The organism is Pseudomonas fluorescens (assembly GCF_041354075.1).
Lineage (GTDB): Bacteria > Pseudomonadota > Gammaproteobacteria > Pseudomonadales > Pseudomonadaceae > Aquipseudomonas > Aquipseudomonas fluorescens_CE.
On record NZ_JARZGC010000006.1, the window covers coordinates 98,955 to 118,954 of the forward strand.

General features: G+C 61.2%; 22 protein-coding genes. 10 read left to right on the forward strand and 12 right to left on the reverse strand.

Features of this window, described 5'->3' with window-relative positions; all coding sequences use genetic code 11:
* Nucleotides 1–12: 12 nt before the first annotated feature.
* Nucleotides 13–663, reverse strand: a complete 651-nt coding sequence (locus QIW53_RS09865; RefSeq protein WP_371049475.1) for a GNAT family N-acetyltransferase — start codon at nucleotides 661–663, stop codon at nucleotides 13–15.
* Between the two features lie 169 nt (nucleotides 664–832).
* On the opposite strand from QIW53_RS09865, the gene xthA reads away from it, so the two are divergent.
* Nucleotides 833–1,645 (forward strand): exodeoxyribonuclease III, encoded by an 813-nt coding sequence (xthA, locus tag QIW53_RS09870; RefSeq protein WP_371049476.1) that lies wholly within the window; start codon nucleotides 833–835, stop codon nucleotides 1,643–1,645.
* Between the two features lie 107 nt (nucleotides 1,646–1,752).
* Nucleotides 1,753–3,093 carry a substrate-binding domain-containing protein gene (locus tag QIW53_RS09875; RefSeq protein ID WP_371049477.1) on the forward strand — a complete coding sequence of 447 codons (1,341 nt, stop codon included), beginning with the start codon at nucleotides 1,753–1,755 and terminating at the stop codon, nucleotides 3,091–3,093.
* A gap of 152 nt (nucleotides 3,094–3,245) precedes the next feature.
* Here QIW53_RS09875 and QIW53_RS09880 read toward each other — a convergent pair whose 3' ends face one another.
* Nucleotides 3,246–3,764: an ankyrin repeat domain-containing protein gene (locus tag QIW53_RS09880; RefSeq protein WP_371049478.1), complete on the reverse strand. Its 519-nt coding sequence runs from the start codon at nucleotides 3,762–3,764 to the stop codon at nucleotides 3,246–3,248.
* A 111-nt stretch (nucleotides 3,765–3,875) separates the two neighbouring features.
* Entirely contained in the window at nucleotides 3,876–5,714 is a 1,839-nt protein-coding gene (locus QIW53_RS09885; protein ID WP_371049479.1) for a long-chain-acyl-CoA synthetase, read from the reverse strand.
* A 343-nt stretch (nucleotides 5,715–6,057) separates the two neighbouring features.
* On the opposite strand from QIW53_RS09885, the gene QIW53_RS09890 reads away from it, so the two are divergent.
* Nucleotides 6,058–6,336, forward strand: a complete 279-nt coding sequence (locus tag QIW53_RS09890; protein ID WP_371049480.1) for a DUF3509 domain-containing protein — start codon at nucleotides 6,058–6,060, stop codon at nucleotides 6,334–6,336.
* 118 nt (nucleotides 6,337–6,454) lie between these two features.
* Here the strand turns inward: QIW53_RS09890 and mtnC are convergent, their stop codons facing one another.
* The 5 genes from mtnC to aroC are packed head-to-tail and all read right to left on the reverse strand — an operon-like array spanning nucleotide 6,455 to nucleotide 10,598.
* Nucleotides 6,455–7,135 carry an acireductone synthase gene (gene mtnC / locus QIW53_RS09895; protein WP_371049481.1) on the reverse strand — a complete coding sequence of 227 codons (681 nt, stop codon included), beginning with the start codon at nucleotides 7,133–7,135 and terminating at the stop codon, nucleotides 6,455–6,457.
* A 4-nt stretch (nucleotides 7,136–7,139) separates the two neighbouring features.
* A complete protein-coding gene (locus tag QIW53_RS09900; RefSeq protein ID WP_371049482.1) occupies nucleotides 7,140–7,685 on the reverse strand; it encodes a 1,2-dihydroxy-3-keto-5-methylthiopentene dioxygenase in 546 nt (181 codons plus the stop codon).
* A 20-nt stretch (nucleotides 7,686–7,705) separates the two neighbouring features.
* Entirely contained in the window at nucleotides 7,706–8,332 is a 627-nt protein-coding gene (locus QIW53_RS09905; RefSeq protein WP_371049483.1) for a methylthioribulose 1-phosphate dehydratase, read from the reverse strand.
* Nucleotides 8,329–9,477: an MFS transporter gene (locus tag QIW53_RS09910; RefSeq protein ID WP_371049484.1), complete on the reverse strand. Its 1,149-nt coding sequence runs from the start codon at nucleotides 9,475–9,477 to the stop codon at nucleotides 8,329–8,331. The genes QIW53_RS09905 and QIW53_RS09910 overlap by 4 nt, the downstream gene beginning before the upstream one ends.
* A gap of 29 nt (nucleotides 9,478–9,506) precedes the next feature.
* Nucleotides 9,507–10,598, reverse strand: a complete 1,092-nt coding sequence (gene aroC, locus QIW53_RS09915; protein ID WP_371049485.1) for a chorismate synthase — start codon at nucleotides 10,596–10,598, stop codon at nucleotides 9,507–9,509.
* 130 nt (nucleotides 10,599–10,728) lie between these two features.
* Here aroC and QIW53_RS09920 point away from each other — a divergent pair, with 130 nt between their 5' ends.
* Both QIW53_RS09920 and QIW53_RS09925 read left to right on the forward strand, forming a co-directional pair.
* The gene (locus QIW53_RS09920) at nucleotides 10,729–11,682 is read left to right on the forward strand and encodes an alpha/beta hydrolase (protein ID WP_371049486.1); all 954 of its coding nucleotides are present in this window, start codon (nucleotides 10,729–10,731) and stop codon (nucleotides 11,680–11,682) included.
* Nucleotides 11,683–11,782: 100 nt separating this feature from the next.
* Nucleotides 11,783–12,574, forward strand: a complete 792-nt coding sequence (locus QIW53_RS09925; protein ID WP_371049487.1) for a hypothetical protein — start codon at nucleotides 11,783–11,785, stop codon at nucleotides 12,572–12,574.
* Between the two features lie 55 nt (nucleotides 12,575–12,629).
* Here QIW53_RS09925 and prmB read toward each other — a convergent pair whose 3' ends face one another.
* Complete coding sequence (gene prmB / locus QIW53_RS09930; protein WP_371049488.1) at nucleotides 12,630–13,538, reverse strand: 50S ribosomal protein L3 N(5)-glutamine methyltransferase; 909 nt, start codon at nucleotides 13,536–13,538, stop codon at nucleotides 12,630–12,632.
* A gap of 239 nt (nucleotides 13,539–13,777) precedes the next feature.
* On the opposite strand from prmB, the gene QIW53_RS09935 reads away from it, so the two are divergent.
* From QIW53_RS09935 to QIW53_RS09945, 3 genes are all read left to right on the forward strand, one after another.
* Nucleotides 13,778–14,368, forward strand: a complete 591-nt coding sequence (locus QIW53_RS09935) for a cysteine hydrolase family protein (protein WP_371049489.1) — start codon at nucleotides 13,778–13,780, stop codon at nucleotides 14,366–14,368.
* 131 nt (nucleotides 14,369–14,499) lie between these two features.
* The gene (locus QIW53_RS09940; protein ID WP_192304290.1) at nucleotides 14,500–14,820 is read left to right on the forward strand and encodes a hypothetical protein; all 321 of its coding nucleotides are present in this window, start codon (nucleotides 14,500–14,502) and stop codon (nucleotides 14,818–14,820) included.
* Nucleotides 14,821–14,898: 78 nt separating this feature from the next.
* The gene (locus QIW53_RS09945; protein WP_371049490.1) at nucleotides 14,899–15,456 is read left to right on the forward strand and encodes a Smr/MutS family protein; all 558 of its coding nucleotides are present in this window, start codon (nucleotides 14,899–14,901) and stop codon (nucleotides 15,454–15,456) included.
* 146 nt (nucleotides 15,457–15,602) lie between these two features.
* Here the strand turns inward: QIW53_RS09945 and QIW53_RS09950 are convergent, their stop codons facing one another.
* Together QIW53_RS09950 and QIW53_RS09955 are read right to left on the reverse strand one after the other, a co-directional pair.
* Entirely contained in the window at nucleotides 15,603–16,217 is a 615-nt protein-coding gene (locus QIW53_RS09950) for a hypothetical protein (protein ID WP_371049491.1), read from the reverse strand.
* 131 nt (nucleotides 16,218–16,348) lie between these two features.
* Nucleotides 16,349–17,389 (reverse strand): hypothetical protein, encoded by a 1,041-nt coding sequence (locus tag QIW53_RS09955; RefSeq protein ID WP_371049492.1) that lies wholly within the window; start codon nucleotides 17,387–17,389, stop codon nucleotides 16,349–16,351.
* A gap of 302 nt (nucleotides 17,390–17,691) precedes the next feature.
* Between QIW53_RS09955 and folE the strand changes: the two genes are divergently transcribed.
* A complete protein-coding gene (gene folE / locus QIW53_RS09960; RefSeq protein WP_371049671.1) occupies nucleotides 17,692–18,237 on the forward strand; it encodes a GTP cyclohydrolase I FolE in 546 nt (181 codons plus the stop codon).
* A 103-nt stretch (nucleotides 18,238–18,340) separates the two neighbouring features.
* A complete protein-coding gene (locus QIW53_RS09965) occupies nucleotides 18,341–18,712 on the forward strand; it encodes a glutathione S-transferase N-terminal domain-containing protein (RefSeq protein WP_192304296.1) in 372 nt (123 codons plus the stop codon).
* Between the two features lie 99 nt (nucleotides 18,713–18,811).
* Here the strand turns inward: QIW53_RS09965 and QIW53_RS09970 are convergent, their stop codons facing one another.
* Nucleotides 18,812–19,978 carry an aminotransferase-like domain-containing protein gene (locus QIW53_RS09970; RefSeq protein ID WP_371049493.1) on the reverse strand — a complete coding sequence of 389 codons (1,167 nt, stop codon included), beginning with the start codon at nucleotides 19,976–19,978 and terminating at the stop codon, nucleotides 18,812–18,814.
* Between the last annotated feature and the right edge of the window lie 22 nt (nucleotides 19,979–20,000).

A 20,000-nucleotide genomic window follows, 5' to 3' on the forward strand; every position in this document is an offset into this window, starting at 1 on the left:
AAGTTCTACCGGTTATGCCGAGGCCGTTTGCAGCACCTGCGGATTGGCGTGGAAAAACACATGCTCGCGGATAGGTCCGACGGCCACTTCGCCAATTTCCTCGTAACCCTGACGCTTGTAGAACTCCAGGTAACGCGGATTGCCGGTATCGAGCACCACCCCCTGGGAATGCTCATCCTCGGCGCACCAGTTGTGTACCGCTTCCAACAGTTGCTCGCCGAAGTGCTTGCCCTGGTATTGCGGGTGAATGCCCAGCAGCGGCAGCAGGTGTACCGAGTCTGAAGGCACGCAGGCCATCACTGCATCGTGGTACTCAAGGTAGCGGCGAGTGCAGCGAAATCCGGTGCTGAGCACCATTCGCAGGCGCCAGGCCCAGCTTTCGGTGATGCCCAGGCGACGCAGCGGCGGCGCAATCAGCGCAATGCCGATCAACCGGTCGTTGACCAGCAGGCCGATCGCCGGCAGGTCCTGCAGGAAATGCTGCTTGACCAGCTCGCGCACGGTGGCGCGCACCCGCTGCTCATAACCGGGACGCTCGGCTTCGAACAGGTAACCGAAGGTCGGTTCGTGGCGGTAGGCCTGGTACAGCAGGGAACGGGCTTCGCGGGAGTAGCCGCTGTCGAGCAGGTGGATGGCGGCGATGTCAGTTGCGGTTTCAGGCATGGATGGATCTCCCCGGCACAGTCTGGGTGGCTGCGTTCTTATGGTACGAGCGTGTGGGCGGCTGCACAGTTCCCTGACAGGTATAGACCAAGACGCGATCTCCATCGACTGGACTGGCCCCAATCCCGCAGGTCAGCTAGCATCGCCCTTTTGCCAGGACCTGCCGACCATGAAGATCGTCTCCTTCAACATCAACGGGCTGCGCGCTCGCCCTCACCAGTTGGCGGCGCTGATTGAAAAGCATCAGCCCGACGTGATCGGCCTGCAGGAAACCAAGGTCCATGACGACCAGTTCCCTCTGGAGGAGGTGCAGGCCCTGGGCTACCACGTGCATTTCCACGGGCAGAAGGGTCACTACGGTGTCGCGTTGCTTTCACGCCAGGCACCGCTGGCGCTGCACAAGGGATTCCTCACCGATGAAGCAGACGCTCAGCGTCGCTTCATCTGGGGCACCTTCGCCGACGCCAATGGCGTTCCGGTCACCATCATGAACGGCTACTTCCCCCAGGGCGAAAGCCGCGACCATCCGACCAAGTTCCCCGCCAAACAGCGTTTCTACAGCGACTTGCAGCACCTGCTGGAGAGCCAGTTCAGCAATGAGCAGCCGCTGGTGGTGATGGGCGACGTGAACATTTCCCCGCAAGACTGCGACATCGGCATCGGCCCGGACAACATGAAGCGCTGGCTGAAAACCGGCAAGTGCAGCTTCCTGCCCGAAGAGCGCGAGTGGATGGACCGCTTGAAGAACTGGGGCCTGGTCGACAGCTTCCGTCACCTGAACCCGGACGTGGCCGACCGCTTCAGCTGGTTCGACTACCGCAGCCGCGGGTTCGAGGACGAGCCCAAGCGTGGTCTGCGCATCGACCTGATCATGGCCTCCCACGGGCTGTTGCCGCGGGTGAAGGATGCCGGCGTGGACTACGAACTGCGGGGGATGGAAAAGCCCTCGGACCATGCGCCGATCTGGCTTGAACTCAGCTGAACTGAGTTGAACTGAGTTGAACTGAGTTGAACAGTAAAAATATCTGTCATCCGATGGAAACAATACTGACTTAATCTCCCGGCACTTTCCTTTATCAAGGTGCCGGCATGTCGCTGCGCGTTTTTTTCCTGTCCATGTTGTGCGTCGCCCTGCCGATCACCACCCTGGCCGCTGACCTGCCGATGCCCGGGCAGGGCCCGGTGCTGCGCATCCAGGGTTCCAATACCATCGGCGCGGCGTTGGGCCCGGCGCTGGTCGAGGGCCTGATGCGCGAACAGGGCCTGCTCAAGGTGCACAGCGAAGCGCCCGACACCGCCAACGAGTTGCGCGTGGTCGGCGAAACCGCACAAGGGCAGCGGGTCGAAGTGCAACTCGCCGCCCATGGCTCGAGCACCGGATTCACGGCACTGAAAAATGCCGGCGCCGACCTGGCCGCGTCCTCGCGCCCGATCAAGGACAGCGAGGTACTGGCCCTTGCGTCCCGTGGCGACCTGAAGAGCCCCGGTGCCGAGCAGGTCATCGCCATCGACGGCCTGGCCATCATCCTCCACCCGCACAACCGGCTGACACAACTCAACACCGAGCAACTGGCGCGCATCTTCAGCGGCGAAGCGAAAACCTGGGAAGAACTCGGCGGCCACGGCGGGACGATCCACCTGTACGCACGCGATGACCAATCGGGCACCTACGACACCTTCAAGGAACTGGTTCTCGGCCGTCGCGGCAAAACCCTGAGCAACGCGGCGAAACGCTTCGAGTCCAGCGAGCAATTGTCCGACGCGGTCAGCCTCGATCCACAAGGCATTGGCTTCATCGGCTTGCCGTACGTGCGCCTGGCCAAGGCCGTGGCCATCGTCGACGGCCAGTCTCAGGCCATGTTGCCGCTCAACAGCCTGATTGCCACCGAAGACTATCCGTTGTCGCGCCGGCTGTTCCTTTACCTGCCGCCCAACGGCAAAAACCCCTGGGCCGAAGCTCTGGTCGCCTTCGCCCAAAGCACCAAGGGCCAGGCCATCGTCGCCGCCAACGGCTTCATTGCCCAGACCGTGCAAGCCATGACCGTCGCGCCCAACGCCTTGATGCCCGAGGGCTACCAGGCGCTGAGCCGACACGCCCAGCGCTTGAGCGTGAACTTTCGTTTCGAGGAAGGCAGCGCGTCCTTGGACAACAAGGCCCGACAGGACCTGACGCGTGTGCTCGACTACCTGCGCCAGAACCACAAGACCGACCGGCAGGTGACGTTGGTGGGCTTCGGCGACGCCAAGAGTGACCCGGCACGGGCCGACCTGCTGTCGAAGCTGCGAGCCATGGCGGTGCGGCGGGAGCTGGTCAAAAGCGGTGTGGTGTTCCGCGAGATCCGCGGCTTTGGCGCGGAAATGCCGGTGGCGGCCAACAGCGCGGATGAAGGACGGATCAAGAACCGGCGGGTTGAGGTGTGGGTTTACTAGTGTTCCCACACCGCCTGAATGTTCGACGCCGCCCCTCTGCAGGAGCGAGCATGCTCGCGATGGAGGGACAGCCACCGCAGGGTGTCAGGCAGCCCGCGTCAGCGTTGACGACCATCGCAGGCAAGACCGCTCCTACAGGGATTTGCGTGGTATCAGCCCAACAGCTTCTGCAACTGCGCCGTGGTGTCCACCGCGCCCATGGTTTTTGCGGCGTCCAGCGCCGAGACGCCGTTGGCGTCCTTGGCTTTCGGGTCGGCGCCTTTGCTGATCAGGTAGTCGACGATTTCAACGCGGTTGAACATCGCCGCCATCATCAGCGCCGTGCGACCGTCGAACGACGAACCTTCCACTTGCGCGCCGCCGTCCACCAGGGCCTGGACCACCGCCAGGTCGCCCTTGAACGCTGCGCCGGCAATCGGGCTCTGGCCGTTGTCGTTGCGGATTTCCGGGTCCGCCTTGTGCTCGAGCAACACCTTCACGGTATCGACATGGCCATGGTAGGCGGCCAGCATCAGCAGGGTATCGCCCTTGTGATTGCGCAGGTTGGGCGGCAGGCCCTTGCTCAGCAGCGCGGCCATCATCGCCGCATCGCCTTCGCGCGCCTTATTGAAGACCTGCTCGGCAAATTCGGCGGCTTCTTCGGGGGTCATCTGGCGGCCTTGGTCGGACATTGGAAACTCCACTCACAGTTATTCGCAAAGCCGACAGTTTCCCGAGCGGCTCCGAACCTGTCACTTGTTTTTTCTCATGCGGCGTCATAGCCACCTTCAATATGGCCACATTCAATAGCGGAAGTGCCCGCCCTGGATCTGCGCCAGCAGTTGCTCGGTGACGTGCACGTAGGTGTCGGTGCCCGGCAGCCAGGCATAGATCGGGTCGTCGCCGGTGCGCCCAGGGTCGAAGGCTTCATCCTTGAGCCGGGTCTTCTGATATTTGAAGGTGCCGGTGGTTTCCATTTTCACCTTGACCCGCAGGAACAGCGGCACCGCATACGCGGGCATACGCTCGCGGACAAAGGCCAAGAGCTCGCTGAAATCCAGGGTCGCCAGGGATTCGGCGGGCGTGATCGCCGCCATGCCCGCGCGCCCGTTGGTGTCGCGCACCTCTACACCATAGGCTACGGCTTCGGAAATATTCGGGTGCTGCAAAAGGATGTTCTCCACCTCGGTGGTCGACACGTTTTCGCCTTTCCAGCGGTAGGTGTCCCCCAGGCGATCGACGAACCGGGCGTGGCCAAAACCGATGTTGCACATCAGATCGCCGGTATTGAAGTACCGGTCGCCCTTCTCGAACACGTCGTGCAACACGACACTCTCGGTTTTCTGCGGATCGGTGTAGCCATCCAGTGGCGCCTTGTCGTCGATCTTCGCCAGCAACAACCCCTGCTCCCCCCTGGCCACCTTGCGCATGAAACCCGTGGCCTCGCGCACCGGCAAGCCGCTGTCATGGTCGTAGGCCGCCAGCTCCCAGGACATCAGCGAAAAGCCCACGGTGTTGTCGAAGTTGAGCGCGTTGGTGAAGCCGATGTTGCCGTCGCTGGCCGCGTACAGCTCACAGATGTGCTGAACCGCGAAGCGCGTTTTGAACGCGTGCCACGCACCGGGGCGCAGGCCGTTGCCGATCATCCTGGTCACGCCATGCCGGTTGTCGTCGGGACTCGGCGCCTGATCGACCAGGTAGCGACACAACTCGCCGACATAACCGATGGTGGTGGCGCGATAGGCACGCACATCGCTCCAGAATTGACTGGCGCTGAACTTGCGGCGGATGGCGAACCCGGACGCCCCACTGACGGCCGAGCCCCAGCACACACAGAGCCCGGTGGCGTGATACAGCGGCAAGGTGCAATAGACGACGTCTTCGGGGCGCATGTCCAGGGCGATCAGACCGAAACTCGCGGAGCTGCGCATCCAGCGACCGTGCTTGAAAACACCGGCCTTGGGCAGGCCGGTGGTGCCGGAGGTGTAGATATAAAAGCAGGGATCGTCGAAAAAAACCTGGCGGCTGCTGGCAGGATTGTCGTCCGGCCCGTCGACCGCCGCCGTCATCAGGTTGATGAAGCCGTCGGGGGCGATGCCCGGCTGGTTGTACGTGTCCTGATCGGCGACAAACCAGGTGCGCCGGGCCGCTATCGAAACCTGCTCGCGCACCGCCAGGAACGCCGGCACCAGTTCTTCACCGACAATCATTGCCACCGGGGCCACAAGATTCAGGCTGTGTACCAGGGTGTCGCGGGTTTGCGAGGTATTGAGCAAGGCGCTGACCGCGCCGACCTTGGCCACAGCCAGGAGGGTCACCAGCAACTCCGGGCGGTTCTCGATGAACACCGCCACCACGTCGCCCTTGCCGATGCCCTGGGCGATCAAATAGTGGGCGATGCGATTGGCCCACTGATTGACCTGCCGGTAACTGAACACCGCGTCGCCCTGCAACAAGGCCGGGCCCTCAGGGTTGCGCAAGGTCGCCTGCTCGAAACTCCAGCCCAGGCCACACGCCTGGCTCGGGTCCGTGACGTTTGCGATCTTCATGCCCTTCACCACCCGAGGGAGGGCCCTGGCAATCGACGGCAGCTTGCGCAGCATCATGCTCCAGGTGATCGTGTCGTTTGTGGTGCGACGCATGCAAGCTCCCGTTCGATCTTCTTATTGTCGGGCAACGGTGATTGATCCCGAAAATACGTCAACGGTTCTTGAGCTGTACACGCGGTTTTTGCAATGTTTTGTATCCGCAAAACAGCCGGTCACAGACGCGAACGTCAGTCGACCGATTGGTTCCGTGCAACCGACTGTTTTCCCGCAAAATGCAGGATGCACGATGGCCGTTCATGCAGATTGCACGAAAGCAAAAATCAGGTGACTTTCTAACTAATTGATTTACAAAGATTTTTATCTAAACCGGATACTGGCACAAACGCTGCAACTCCTTGGACATGCTTGCCATTCAACACCTACGGAGCTGATAGACATGAGCCTGATCCAGGAAAAATTTTCGTCGCTGTTCTCCAATTTCGAAGTCAACACCCAGCCTCGCCCCGATGGCGGCATCCTGCTGACCCTGCGCAGCAGCGAGGGCCGGGTCTTCAAACGCTCGATCTCCTACCAGCAACTGCATGCCGGTGATCAACTGTCCTGGGTGATCAGCGCGATCCGCCGTGACCTGGCCGAACAAGCCAGCGAGTTGCCACAGATTTCCATGCTGCAGAGCCAGCAGCGGTTTGCGTTGCCGACCTACCACTCGGCGTGATGCACCTAAACCTGTAGGAGCGAGCATGCTCGCGATGGTCGTCAACGATAACGCGGAGCACCAGGATGCTCGCGGTGTCTGATAGTCCATCGCGAGCATGCTCGCTCCTACAGGGCATTTAGGCGTCAGGGTTTATATTCGCAAAGCTATCCACCGTCACATGCCCCGCCAGTTCCCCGCCTTCACGCGCCAGCCCGCAGGTATTCATCCCCGCCTCACGCGCCGCGTCCAGTTCTTCGACGATGTCAGATAAAAACAGGATCTGCTCCGCACCCACGCCGATGGCCTGGGTAATACGCCGGTAAGACCGCGCCTCGCGCTTGGGGCCCGACGTCGTGTCGAAATAGCCGCTGAACAAGGGCGACAGATCGCCGGCTTCGGAACAACCGAAGATCAGCTTCTGCGCCTGGATCGAGCCCGAGGAATAAACAAACAGTTTGAAACCCTGCCCATGCCAACGTTGCAACGCTTCAACAGCGTCCGGGTACACGTGGCCCTTCAACTGCCCCGCCTGGTAGCCCTGCTCCCAGACCATGCCTTGCAAGGCCTTGAGGGGCGTGGCCTTGCGGTCTTCGGCGATCCAGCCCAAGAGAATCTCGATGACGCGTTCGACATCCGCACCCGGCTCATCGCTGTCCCGGCGCACGGCGTCCAGTTGCTCGGCGACGTCGGCGCGGGTCGCATGCTGGCGGACGAAGTCCGGCAAATGCCGGGCGGCGTAGGGAAACAGCACATCGAAGACAAAACTCACCGCGCTGGTGGTGCCTTCGATGTCGGTGAGAATCGCTTTGATCGGCATCGACTCAGTCCTCCAGGCGCGGGAAGCGGCTGGCAATGTCATCGCCGGTGAAATTGGCCACCCAGCCTTCAGGGTTGTTGAACAGGCGGATCGCCACGAAATGTGGATGCTCGCCCATGTCGAACCAGTGCGGGGTGCCGGCCGGCACGGAGATCAGGTCGTTTTTCTCGCACAACACGGCGTACACGTAATCGCCCAGGTGCAGGGTGAACAAGCCGCGCCCGGCCACGAAAAAGCGGACTTCGTCTTCGCCATGGCGGTGTTCGTCGAGGAACTTGGCGCGCAGTTCGGCTTTTTGCGGGTGATCGCTGTTGAGGCTGATCACATCGACCGTAACGTAGCCGCGCTCGGTCATCAGTTGGTCGATCTGCGCCTGATAAGCGCTGATCACTTCTTCCTGGCTGGCGCCCGGCTGGATTTTTGCCGCCGCTTGCCAGCGGTCGAAACGAACGCCCTGCTCGGCCAGCGTTGCGGCGATGTCTTCGAAATGGGTCAGCACCTTGTTCGGAATGTCAGGGCTGGAAACGTGATAGACGGACAGGCTGCTCATCAGGGCAACTCCTTAACGGTTCAGGCGGGGCGGTTTGAGACCGCTCGGGTTTTCAACTCGCATTCGAACAGAAACTCAAAGGCCTCGATCTGCCGCAGCGCATCGTTCATGCGTGCGCCCCAGGTATAGAGGCCGTGGCCCCGGATCAGGTAACCCACGCAATCGGGATGGGCGTCGAGCCAAGGCTGCACCTTGGCGGCCAGGCGCGCAATGTCCTGGTCGTTGTCGAAAATCGGCACGCACACCCGGGACTCGTGGGTCGACACGCCACTGAAGGCCTTTTGCAGTTCGTAGTCCTCGAACTCGATGAAGTCTTGCGGCGTCAGGCGCGACAGCACCGTGGCGTTCACCGAATGGGTGTGCAGCACCGCGCCGATCTCCGGGCGCCAGAGGTAGAGCTGAGTGTGCAGCAAGGTTTCGGCCGACGGCTTCTTGCCCGGTTCCAGGCTGTTGCCGGACAGATCGGTGGCGAGCACATCGTCCGGCCCCAGTTGGCCCTTGTGCTTGCCGGATACGGTCAGCAACGCTTGGGTCGGCGACAGGCGCGTCGAATAATTGCTGCTGGTGGCCGGCGACCAGCCGCGACCATAGAGAAAACGCCCGGCGTCGATGATTTCCTGGGCGAGGTGTTCACGGGTAAGGCTCATGGCCTGTCCTCTTGCATGCGTGTGGCAATGATAATGGCAGCGGCGAAGGCTGCGAGACTGGCAATACTGAAGGTCCATGCCGGGCCGAGGGTACTCCAGCTGTAGCCGGAATACAGCGCGCCCAAGGCGCCGCCCGTGCCGGCCAGGGCAGCGTACAATGCCTGGCCCTGCCCTTGCTGGCGCGCGCCGAAACTACGTTGCACGAACTGGATGGCAGCGGCGTGAAAGCTGCCGAATGTCGCGGCGTGCAGCACCTGGGCAACGAGCAGCACCCAGACGAACTCGGCGAATGAGCCGAGCAACAACCAGCGCAGCGCCGCCAGCAGGAAACTCGCCAGCAGCACCCGACGCACCGAAAACCGGGTCAGGATCCTGCTCATGGCCAGGAACATCAGGACCTCGGCCACCACTCCCAGCGCCCAGAGCATGCCGATCAGACCACGGCTGTAACCCAGGCGCTCCAGGTGCAAGGTCAGAAAGGTGTAATAAGGACCGTGGCTCATCTGCATCAGCGCCACACAACCGTAGAACGCCAGCACGCCGGGGCTGCGCAACTGCTTGAGAAAGCCATCCCCGGCCAGGCGTTCACCCTGGAGCGGCTGGGCGTTGGGCACCCACAGGCTGCTGACCACAATGCCGGCCATGATCAGCACCAGCGCCACCGGGTAAATATCCAGGCTCAGCCATTCGAACAAGCGACCCAGCGCCACCACGGTAATGATGAACCCGATGGAACCCCACAAGCGAATCTGGCTGTAACGCTGGGTCTGGCCATTCAAGTGCGCCAGGGTGATGACTTCGAACTGCGGCAGCACCGCGTGCCAGAAAAACGCATGCAGGGCCATGACCATCGCCAGCCAGGCGTAGGTCTTGCTGACGAAGATCAACGAGAAGGTCAGCAGCGTACAGACCGCGCCGAAGCGCACGATGGCCAGGCGCCGCCCGGTGTAGTCACCGAGCCAGCCCCAGATGTTCGGCGCGACACAGCGCATCAGCATCGGGATCGCCACCAGTTCGCCGATCCGCGCCGGGGTGAATCCCAGGTGATCGAAGTACAGCGCCAGAAACGGCGCCGTGGAGCCGAGCAAGGCGAAATAGAACAGATAGAAACTGGAGAGCCGCCAGTACGGGAGCGCCGCCACCATCAGACGGCGACGCTTTTCGGATCAGTCATTCAAAGCTGACCCAGCACCGGCGTGCTCACGCGCACATCGGCGTTTTGCCCGCGGTGACGCAGCAGGTGGTCCATCAGCACAATGGCCATCATCGCTTCGGCGATCGGCGTGGCACGGATGCCGACGCACGGATCGTGACGGCCCTTGGTGATCACGTCCACGGGGTTGCCGTGGATATCGATCGAACGACCCGGCGTGGTGATGCTCGACGTCGGTTTCAACGCCAGGTGCGCCACAATGGGCTGACCGGACGAGATACCGCCCAGGATGCCGCCGGCGTTGTTGCTGAGGAACCCTTGCGGGGTCATTTCATCGCGGTGTTCGGTGCCACGCTGGGCGACGCTGGCGAAACCGGCGCCGATTTCCACACCCTTGACCGCGTTGATGCTCATCAGTGCGTGGGCCAGTTCGGCATCGAGACGGTCGAAGATCGGTTCACCAAGGCCCGGCATCACGCCTTCGGCAACAACAGTGATTTTCGCGCCGACCGAGTCCTGATCGCGACGCAATTGGTCCATGTAGGCTTCCAGTTCCGGCACCTTGTCCGGGTCGGGGCTGAAGAACGCGTTCTGCTCCACCGAATCCCAGGTCTTGAACGGAATTTCGATCGGGCCGAGCTGGCTCATGTAGCCACGAATCACGATGCCCTGGGAGGCCAGGTACTTCTTGGCAATGGCGCCGGCTGCCACGCGCATCGCGGTTTCCCGCGCCGAACTGCGACCGCCGCCACGGTAATCGCGCTCGCCGTATTTGTGGTGGTAGGTGTAATCGGCGTGGGCCGGGCGGAACAGGTCCTTGATCGCCGAGTAGTCCTTGGACTTCTGGTCGGTGTTGCGAATCAACAGGCCGATGGCGCAACCGGTGGTGCGGCCTTCGAACACGCCGGACAGGATTTCGACTTCGTCGGCTTCCTGGCGCTGGGTGGTATGACGGCTGGTGCCGGGCTTGCGCCGATCGAGGTCGCGCTGCAGATCCTCCAGGGAAATCTCCAGCCCCGGCGGGCAGCCGTCGACAATGGCGACCAACGCCGGACCATGGCTCTCGCCTGCGGTGGTGACAGTGAACAGCTTGCCGTAGGTATTGCCGGACATGCAGGACGCTCCGTGAAATCGAACCCAAATACGTAATGCGCGCCAGTATACGCAGGCTCCCCAAGTAGTTCATCCTCGAACCTTATGGAGGCCTGTGAGTCCAACCGGCACCCTTGTAAATGATGGCGTGATGATGCTGCGAGTTTTAGCCTTGAGTCTGACCCTGTTTACCGGCTTTGTGCAGGCCACCGTCCTGCAACGGCCGATCTCGCTGGATACCGGCACCGGAGAGCTGTTCGGCTCCCTGCTGCTGCCCAAATCCGAGCAACCGGTGCCGGTGGTGCTGATCATTTCCGGCTCCGGCCCGACGGACCGCGACGGCAACAACCCCGACGGCGGGCGCAACGACAGCCTCAAGCGCCTGGCCTGGATGCTGGCCAAACACAACATCGCCAGCGTGCGCTATGACAAGCGCGGCGTCGCCGCAAGCCTGGCGGCCACCCCGGATGAGCGCAACCTGTCGGTGGAGGCCTATGTGGCCGACGCCCAGGCCTGGGGCCGCAAACTCAAGGACGATCCACGTTTTGGCCCATTGATCCTGCTGGGCCACAGCGAAGGCGCATTGATCGCCAGCCTCGCCGCGCCGCACGTCGACGCGGCGGCCGTAATCTCCATCTCCGGCACCGCCCGCCCGGTCGATCAGGTGTTGCGCGAGCAACTGGCCCGCAGCCTGCCACCGCCCCTGATGTTGCGCAGCAATCAACTGATCGACAGCCTCAAGGCCGGGAAAACCGACGACAACGTGCCGACACCGCTCCAGGTGATTTTCCGCCCGAGCGTGCAGCCGTACCTGATTTCGCTGTTTCGCCAGGACCCGGCGGCCGCGTTTGCCCAATTGAAGATGTCGGCACTGATCGTTCAGGGCAGCCACGATATCCAGGTCGGTGTCGATGACGCACGGCAATTGAAGGCGGCCAAACCGGACGCCGAACTGGCCTTGATCGACGGCATGAACCACGTCCTGCGCATCGTGCCCAACGACGTCAAACGGCAACTGGCGTCCTACAAAGACCCGCAATTGCCCCTCGCGGCCGAGCTCGGCACGCGAATTCTCGGATTTATTGCCGGACTTCGTACCCGTTAAGCGCTTTTTTAACCTCCAGTCCTGAAAAAATCGGCCGATAAGCCTTTGTCGCCAGCGTACGTGCTGGCGGCAAGCTGAGCTTGCACAGGATCTCGCCGTTATGACCGATACCCAGACTTCACCCGACACCACCGCTGAAAAAGACGCACCGCCGGCGGTCGAGCAGCCTTGGGCGGACGTCCACGTCGAGCACCACAAGATGCTCCGCCTGGCGCCGCTGCAAACCGACCGCAACACCGGTGGGCGGCCATTGCGTTTCGTCGAGTTCGGCTATGCCGAGCGCAACGACAAGAAACACAGCCTGCTGCGCATGACCATCTCCCTGCCCGGCCAGCGCGTGCGCAAGGAACAGAATCACCTCGACGTGTGGGTCGACCACGCCGAAAAACGCGTGCGCTTCGCACCGGACAGCGGTTTGCAGATCGAGCCGATGAATCGCGGCATCGGACGCTACCTGGCGGCCCAGGGCATCAGCTGGGCGAAAAAACGCTGGCCCGGCTACACCGTCGACGGCACCGACCTGAACAACAAGGACGCGCTGAACGAAGACACGCGCCTGCGACGCGATCATTTCCTGCGCGTCCACGGTTTCGACGTGGTCTACGCTGACGCCCAGCATTTGAAAGGCAGCGTCAAGGAAGTGCGGGTCGGCGACCTGCTGTCCGACTGGAACACGGAAAAGCTGCAGCAGGTGGAAATTCTCGAAGCGGCGCAAATGCTCCAGCAGGCCGAACAGAACCTGGCCGAGCAGGAAGTGAAGCTCAAGAAGCATGAGGAAAAGGTCAGCAAGTACAAGCGTGAAGACGCGGGCCTGCGCTTCACCATTACCTGCCTGGTGGCGTTTGCGGTATTTCAGGCGGGGCTGCTGATCTGGATTGCGACGCACCGGTAACCGGTTGAGACCGCGGCGCGGCTATCGCTGGCAAGCCAGCGATAGCGCCCTCAAGTCAGACGCGAGACGCGAACAACGCCTGATGCTCCCGGCACTGCTGCGCCGTCAACATGAACACGCCGTGTCCGCCGCGCTCGAAATCGAGCCAGGCGAAGTCGACTTCAGGGTACAACGCCTCGACGTGCACCTGGCTGTTGCCCACTTCAACGATCAACAACCCCTTCTCGGTCAGGTGCTCCCCCGCTTCGGCGAGCATGCGCCGCACCAGGTTCAAGCCATCGTCGCCACAGGCCAGGCCCAGCTCGGGTTCGTGCTGGTACTCCTGAGGCATGTCGGCGAAATCCTCCGCATCGACGTAGGGCGGGTTCGACACGATCAAATCGAATCGTTGCCCCGGCAACCCGTCGAAGCCATCGCCCTGAACCGTGTACACGCGCTCATCGACGCCATGGCGTTCGATGTTCCGGTTAGCCACTTCCAGCGCTTCGAACGACAGGTCGGCCAGCACCACTTCGGCGTTCTGGAACTCGTAGGCACAGGCGATACCGATGCAACCGGAGCCTGTGCACAAGTCGAGAATCCGCGCCGGCTCAGCACCCAGCCAGGGGCTGAACTGTTTTTCTATCAGTTCGCCAATCGGTGAACGCGGGATCAGCACGCGCTCATCGACGATGAACGACAGGCCGCAGAACCAGGCTTCGCCCAGCAGGTAGGCGGTCGGGATGCGCTCTTCGATGCGACGCTTGAGCAGGCGCTGCAGGCGCACCAGCTCGTCGTCCTCCAGGTTGCAGTCGAGGTAACTGTCAGAGATTTCCCATGGCAAGTGCAGCGCACCCAACACCAGTTGACGGGCTTCGTCCCAGGCGTTGTCGGTCCCATGGCCAAAAAACAGATCCTCCCCATGAAAGCGACTGACGGCCCAACGGATATGGTCGCGCAGGGTACGAAGGCGGGAAGTGATCACAGCGGCAGACTCCAGAAAAAACGACGGGCCAGTCTAACAGCCAAAACGCAGGACGACGATGCAGGAAAAACTTCGAAGCGGACGTAGGACTGCTCCATTTTTTGCGTTGGCTATTGAACAAAACGAGGATATTGACAACGCTGTACGCCAGCAACGACGGCCCCTGCGATGGTAGAGATTCACAGAAACGCTCAGCCAGAGGAGAATGTCGCAAAAGCCCCACCCGAAGGAGCCCCAGAATGTCCGTTCCAAAAACGATGTTTCAACTCAGCGGCCGCGGTTACGCAGCAGCCAATCTGAGTCATGCGACGCTTGTGATCATCGATGCCCAGAAAGAATACCTCAGCGGCCCCCTGGCCCTGAGCGGCATGGATGCTGCCGTTGCGAACATCAAGCAACTGGTGACCGCTGCCCGTGCCGCCGGCCGCCCCGTCGTGCATGTACGCCACCTTGGCACCGTCGGCGGGTTGTTCGACCCGCAGGGCGAGCGCGGCGAATTCATCCCGGGCCTGGAGCCGCTGACCGACGAAACCATCATCGGCAAACTGCTGCCCAGTGCGTTCCATGGCACCGAACTGCTCGAACGCCTGCAAAACCTGGGTTCCCTGGACCTGATCGTGTGTGGGTTCATGAGCCACTCCAGCGTCAGCACCACCGTGCGCGCCGCGAAGAACCTGGGCTTTCGCTGCACCCTCGTTGAAGATGCCTGCGCCACCCGCGACTTGCCCTGCAAGGGTGGGGTGTTGAGTGCTGAACAGGTTCAACAGACCGAAATGGCGATCATGGCGGATAACTTCGCCACCCTCGCACTGACCCGCGATCTGATCTGATCGACGCATGATGAGCGGTATTTGCCGCCGCTCATCCGCAAAAGCCGCTCGTTTGCCGTAATTGTCATAGCCTCAGGAACATCCCGGTCAACTTCCGGTCGAAGGGCCGATACCCATTGAGGAAGGTCGGAATGAAGTTATCCGATGGTTTTGACGCACGCCGCTTGCGGCCCAAGGGCCAACGCAACTGGCGATTCAGATTTGGCGCAGCATTCGCCGCGCTGCTGGCCACCTGCGGCGTTTTGCTGGCGATGGCCGGCGCCGCCAGCCTGTTCGGCCGCCCGCCGGCACTCGGCGAACTGAACGCCAGCCCGTTAGGCTCGGCGATTATCCTGGCGGTTGGTTTGTTCCTGCTCTACCTGGGCGTGTGGTTCTGGCGCCGTTGCCGTCGCCGTGCGCGCCAGTCGCGTGAGCTGAACATGTCCCCGCACCTGATGAAAAAACACGACTGAATTGAAGGTCGGTACACCGCAATTGTTATCGAACATGTCTCGACTTGGGTAAACTGGCCGACCTTCGCGGAGGCTGACATGCAAGACGACGATTTTTCCCTGTTCAAAAGCGCCATCCAAGGCGTCAAGCCGATCAAGCACGACCGCGCCGACACCGGTAAACCCAAGGCTGATCGAGCCCAGATCGCCAAACTGCGCCAGGCCGCCACCGTGCGCACCAATGCCACCACCGTCGATGGCCTGTCCGATCAGTTCGTGATCGATGTCGGCCCGGAAGACGAATTGATGTGGGCGCGCGATGGCGTGCAGGAAAGCCAGATGCGCAAGCTCAAGGTCGGGCAGATTCCGTTCGAGGGCAGCCTCGACCTGCACGGCATGAGCGTGGAGAAAGCCCGGGAAACCCTCTGGGCGTTCCTGGCCGAAGCGACCCAGCTGGAAGTGCGCTGCGTGCGCGTCACCCATGGCAAGGCCGTGCGCCTGGACGGCAAGCGGCCGATGATCAAAAGTCACGTCAACACCTGGCTGCGCCAGCATCCCAAGGTGCTGGGCTTCACTTCCTGCCAGGCCAGACATGGCGGCGCCGGAGCGGTTTACGTGATGCTCAAACGCACCATGATGGAAGGTCGGGACGAGTAACGCCTGTTCACCAGGCCTTACCGCAGAACAGATTGAAGGCGCGCGGATCAGCGTTCGGTGATCGGCGCTCCTTACGCGTTATCAAAACGCTCGTTCACTGCCAGACATCAACCCACACGCCAACGGTGCTGGCGTGCGGGTTGCAATCAAAGGGGACGCTGCGGTGCAGTAAACTGGCCTGCGCACCATTTGCCCGCAGGATCGTCACCCGAATTCATGTACTCGTACTTTTTCTCGGCCTTCTTCCTACGGTCCAGCAACACTTGGGAGTGGCTGTCCCAGACACCGCAGATCGGGTCCCACTCGCCTTTCGCCTCGATGCAGGCGGCCTTGTGCTCCTCAAAGGCTTCTTTGGCTTCCAGCCTCGCATTTCTGAGGGCATCGTCGAAACGCGGCCGGCACTCATCGATGCTCCTGTTGTATTCGGCGACTTCAGCCTCATAGCGCAATTGTGCAACCGCACGTGGATCAGGCTGAGCACTGGCGGAGGAACTGCCCGAAGATGAACCGGAACTGCCAAAACTCATTTCGATACGCTTGGTCACACCATCACCAATGCGCACATCCAGGGTCTTGGATTTTGTTTTGCCGTCGATCTCCTTGACGGCTTTCACTTTGAGAACACCCGCATTGGCCTTGATATCGATTGGGCATTCGCCTTTGAACTTTCCATTCACGGAAATGGACGCGCCGTCAGCATCTTCGTCGCAGGCAACCCGCAATGTCGAAGTCTCTGCAAACAACGCAGTGGATAACACCATGGACGTAACGCCACCCAGCCACAGGGTGATCGAACGGACGCTCAGGACTGCCCGAGACTGTGTGTCGGTAACACGCATTGAAAGGTATGACAAAAGAACGCTCCTTGAACCCGTAGTGAGATGACGATCAATCAGAAGTTGATCCCGCTCCAGAACCGACGAATGTCTCTGTTCCAGGTCGCAGGACCTGTATCACCTGCCTGCAGTTTGTCGGCGCAACGATAAAGCCAGCCAGTCTGCGGCTCGCGCTTGGACACGCGCACACTGACCAGGGTGATTGGCGAACTGGTCAGGCGAGAGGGTGATTTACAGCCAACGCTGGACAGTTGAGCCTCGAGGTTCTTTTCTCCAATCGTCGTTTCGTCGACCCTGCCATCGCAAAACCAGTTGCTCTTTTTGTTCTGCCAGCAGAAAGCGAGCGCATCCAGACCCGGCGCCTGCGGCTTTTTGGTTTCGGCAACTTTTCGCGTAGCGGTTGTCGATGCGACGACGGCTTCATTCGAGGAAGACCTGGCAACAGGTGGCGCGGACACTTCATCAGGCGTTCGTTCCGACCGGGCAGGTCGTTCCGAGCGGGGCGCTTCTTTGCTCGCTACCGGCTGTCGAGCCGCTGCATTGGCGCGCTGTTGTTCATGAAGCTGTTGCATCGAATTATTGTGGATCTGATTGATTCGGGCCTGATCGCGCTGCGACTGCGCCATGCCCAGTTGAACGCTTTCAGTGATTGAAAGCGCTCGGGGTTCTTCACGTTTTTGCTGAGCGATGCGACGGGAATTATCGGCCGCCTGAAGCCGGTTGGAACGTGCCAACTCGGCATTTTCTTCCTGAAGACGCTGACTGTTCGCTTCAAGAGAGCGTTTCTGGCTTTCATACTTGGACTTCGCGTCATCGCTGAAGACGTTCTGCTTATCCAGCTCGAGTTGAGCCCAGGCCCGCTTCAGCTTCTCCCGATCGCTGGCGTCGACGACATAACCCTTCGCGCGTTTCAGGTTTTTACTGACGCACTCGAAATCTCGTTCGCTGCTGCACTTTTCAGCTTTACCAAGGCTGTTGTTGAATTCCTCGCGATCAAGATCATCGAGTTGATCGGAAGCACTGTCCGCCATGACGACCGGCGATTGTAAAGCCCCCATTAACACCAAAACCGCCGTGATAGACCACTCTCGCGACATTAGCTGTGCCCCAGCGAAAATTGTTGGTCGCAGTGTCTTTTCTGCCCCTGTTCTGCGGTGTATCCCGCAGTTCGCTCCCTTATATATTGAAGTGTGGCGCTTCGCCAGTGGCCCGCTTGGGCGAGGCACAGCGCTGACTGATTTTGGGGATTCGCTTCGGTCGGCCATACAACTGCCCTCGGACATACGCTACCATGTGCCCCATGTCGGGGATGAACCCTGCGTTTACCATCACTTGATTGGTCCAAAATGGGTACGGACAGAAACGGTACCCCTCTGAAACCCTTATGGAATCAGCCCCTGTGACACTGGAACAGAATTACACCGAGATCCTCGGCCAATTGGGCGAAGACGTCTCCCGCGAAGGCCTGCTCGACACGCCCAAACGTGCCGCCAAAGCCATGAAGTACCTCTGCCGCGGTTATGAGCAGACGCTTGAAGAAGTCACCAACGGTGCCTTGTTCAGCTCCGACAACAGCGAAATGGTGCTGGTGAAAGACATCGAGCTGTACTCGTTGTGCGAACACCACCTGCTGCCCTTCATCGGCAAGGCCCATGTCGCCTATATCCCGAGCGGCAAGGTGTTGGGCCTGTCGAAAGTCGCGCGGATCGTCGATATGTACGCCCGTCGCCTGCAGATCCAGGAAAACCTCAGCCGCCAGATCGCCGACGCGGTCCAGCAGGTCACCGGTGCCCTGGGCGTTGCAGTCGTGATCGAGGCCAAGCACATGTGCATGATGATGCGCGGTGTCGAGAAGCAGAATTCGTCGATGATCACCTCGGTGATGCTCGGTGAGTTCCGCGAAAACGCCGCCACGCGCAGCGAATTCCTCAGCCTGATCAAGTAATTCGCGCTCGAAGAAAACCGGCGTTTATCGCCGGTTTTTTTTCGCCCGTGAAAAATCAGGTAAGCTGCGCGCCTTTCTTCCTTCGCCCCGTGAGGCTTGTAGCGTGTTCGTCAAAGCACTTCGTGTCGGCCTCGGCCAACTGATCATCTTCATCGACTTCATCACCCGACCTGGCAAAAAGCAGCGCCCCGCCGCCGCCCAGGCCCAGGTTGAAGCCGCCGCCAGGGACCTGACCCTCTACCAGTTCCACGCCTGCCCGTTCTGCGTGAAAACCCGCCGCACCCTGCGCCGCCTGAATGTGCCGGTGGCGTTGCGTGACGCGAAGAACAACGAACAGGATCGCCAGACGCTGCTGGAACAGGGCGGAAAGATCAAGGTGCCGTGCCTGCGCATCGAAGAGAATGGGCAGACGACGTGGATGTATGAGTCCAAGGTGATCATTGATTATCTGGACAAGCGGTTTGCGGCTGTTTGAGGTTTTCGTGGTGGGCTGACTGCTCGCGAAGGGGCCGGCCCAAACAACGTCAACACCAGAAAAAAACCGGCCCAGTGGCCGGTTTTTTTATTTCAGCCCTCAGGCCGCCTCCACCGCCTGCGCCTGACGCACCACCGCCGCCAGGCGCTTGAGCCCCTCCCCCAATCGCGCCGGGTCGATGTGGCTGAAGTTCAGCCGCAGATGCCCGTGGTGCTGGTCCGGTTCGGGGAAAAACGGCTCGCCGGGCATGAACGCGACGTCTGCCGCCAGTGCGTCCTTGAGCAAGGTTCGCGTGTCCAGCGGTTGCTTGAGCGTCAGCCAGAAAAACAGCCCGCCCTGGGGCACGCTCCAGTCAGCCAGGTCGGAGAAATGCGTTTGCAGCGCTGCCTGGAACGCATCCCGACGCGCCCGGTAAAAGTCGCGCAAGTCACTCAGGTGCTGCTGATATTTTTCTGAGCCGATCCACTGCAAGGCCTGCCACTGGCCGATGCGGTTGGTGTGCAGATCGGCCGACTGCTTGAGCTTGAGCAAGTGCGGGAACAGATCCGCGCTGGCGATCAGGTAGCCAACGCGCAGCCCCGGCAGCAGGGTTTTCGAGACCGTGCCGGTGTAGATCCAGCTGGCCTTCTTCAAGCGGCTGACAATGGGCGTGGCGCTGCCGCCATCGAATGTCAGCTCGCGATAGGGTTCGTCTTCGATCAGGGTGACAGCGAACTCGTCCAGCAACGCGGCGACCGCATCACGCTTGGCCTCGCTGTAGCGCACCGCCGAAGGGTTCTGGAAGGTCGGGATCAGGTAGATGAACGCTGGCTTGTGCTGTTCCAGGCGGCTGCGCAGCGCCACCAGATCCGGACCATCCGCCTGCTGCGGCACGGTGATGCAGTCGGCGCCGAACAGCTGGAAAATCTGCAGCGCGGCCAGGTAAGTCGGTGCTTCGAGGAGAATTTCGGTGCCTTTGTCGATATAGAGCTTGGCCGCCAGATCCAGCGTCTGCTGGGAGCCGCTGACCACCAGCACCTGACTCGCCTCGCAGGCTACCCCCAGGGACCGCGCCTGCGCTGCCAGGGCTTCGCGCAAGGCCGGCTCGCCCTCGCTCATGCCGTACTGACCAATGCCCATGGGCATGTCATCCCATTGCACCTTCGGCAGCATCGCCTCGGCCGGCAAGCCGCCGGCGAACGACATCACCTCCGGACGCTGGGCCGCCGCGAGGATTTCACGGATGAGAGAACTTTTGAGGCGTGAGACACGTTCGGAAAATGCCATGGAGGTCACCGGTAGCGAGGCC